The sequence below is a fragment of the Vibrio sp. 10N.222.48.A3 genome, from assembly GCF_041475345.1.
GTDB classification, from domain to species: Bacteria; Pseudomonadota; Gammaproteobacteria; order Enterobacterales; family Vibrionaceae; genus Vibrio; species Vibrio tasmaniensis_A.
On the sequence record NZ_JBFRVX010000044.1, the window covers coordinates 1 to 1,407 of the forward strand.

At 44.6% G+C, this 1,407-nt stretch carries 1 protein-coding gene; it reads right to left on the minus strand.

Annotated features, from left to right (window positions below; all coding sequences use genetic code 11):
• A partial coding sequence (locus AB4653_RS01775) for a VCBS domain-containing protein (RefSeq protein ID WP_372103176.1) occupies window positions 1-1,407 on the minus strand: 1,407 nt, incomplete at both ends.

Sequence of the window (1,407 nt, forward strand, 5' to 3'; positions counted from 1 at the left end):
AACATCGTGTCCATCAAGCACAAATTTACCTTGTGTTGCTGGTGGTAGATCTGTGATTGCAACTGAATGTAGCGTATCGCCACTATCAACATCCGTAAATCCAAACTGACTCGCTTGCATTTGATAATGCGTGTCTTCAGTGCCGTTACTTAGCGCAACTTGGGTAACGGTTGGCGCATCATTGGTGCCTACAACGTCTATGTGCAACTCGTATGCCGTTCCATCATAACTATGAACACGGTAGATAACGGTTTCAGTTTGCCCTTGAGCAAGGTGTTGCAAATTGGCATTATTAACGCTGTACCCCCAATTGCCCAAGCTATCAATACGTAACATGCCACCAAACGGATCGTGAACTGCTGATTCACCAAACTGGCTGTATTGGAATTTATTCTCCCCGCTATCTGGATCCACAACTTGTAGTCTTCCATTCGCGAGCTCAGTTGTAACCCCTGCATTGTGGCTGCTGTGTGAACCATCTTCAGTGACGTGGTCAGTTGTTACTTCTGAAATGATGGCGCCGTCTGGGGTAGCGGTGAGTGTGGTAGACGCCCCTGTATGAGTCACTCCGCCATGCGCATCTGTGACGTCATAGCTAAAATGAACTTGGCCGTTATAGTCTTTGGTTGGAGTAAAAGTGTAGGTGCCGTCTTTGTTATCTAGAATAGAACCATGATCAGCGTGAAGATTAGCAATGGTGAGTTTGCCTAGGTCGTTGCTATCCACGTCTATAGTGTTTGCTAAGAGTTCGGTGGCCGTGATGGTTTGCGCGAGGTCTTCTTTACCGCTGTTGAGCTGCACTTCTGAAGAGCAGTATGGACGGTCGTTGTCGCCATGAATGGTGATAACAATATCATGACTGGTACCGTCTTTACTTTGTATCGTTATCGTATCAGTGAGTGTCTCATTTGCACCAAGTTGATCAATCGTCGATCCTACATTTGTTGTTAATCCACCATTTACATCAGCAGTGCCGGTCGCAACACCATAAAACCATTTACCATCTGTATTAAGAATCAAATGGCCATATTTTCCATGATAGGTATAACCAATACCTTTAGAATCAAAACTATTCTCGCCGGTATCTGGATCGATGATTGTTAGTTGCCCCTCAACATGAATCATACTATTAGTTAAATGCGCCATACCTGACTGGGCAAAGTCTGGCGACATATCAGGGTTTCTGTTTTCATAAACATCGCCAGTATCCACACCTGATATAACGGCTTTATCTCCAATCGCATCAATATGAAGAGTGTTAGTAGCCTCTTGTGAGTCAACATGCCCATCGTTAACAGTATATTTAAACTGAACATCGCCATTAAAATCTTGCGCAGGAACGAACTGAAGTTTACTGATGTCAGCTGTAGGGATGTGTTGCCCCGCTGTAACATCGTGTCCATCAAG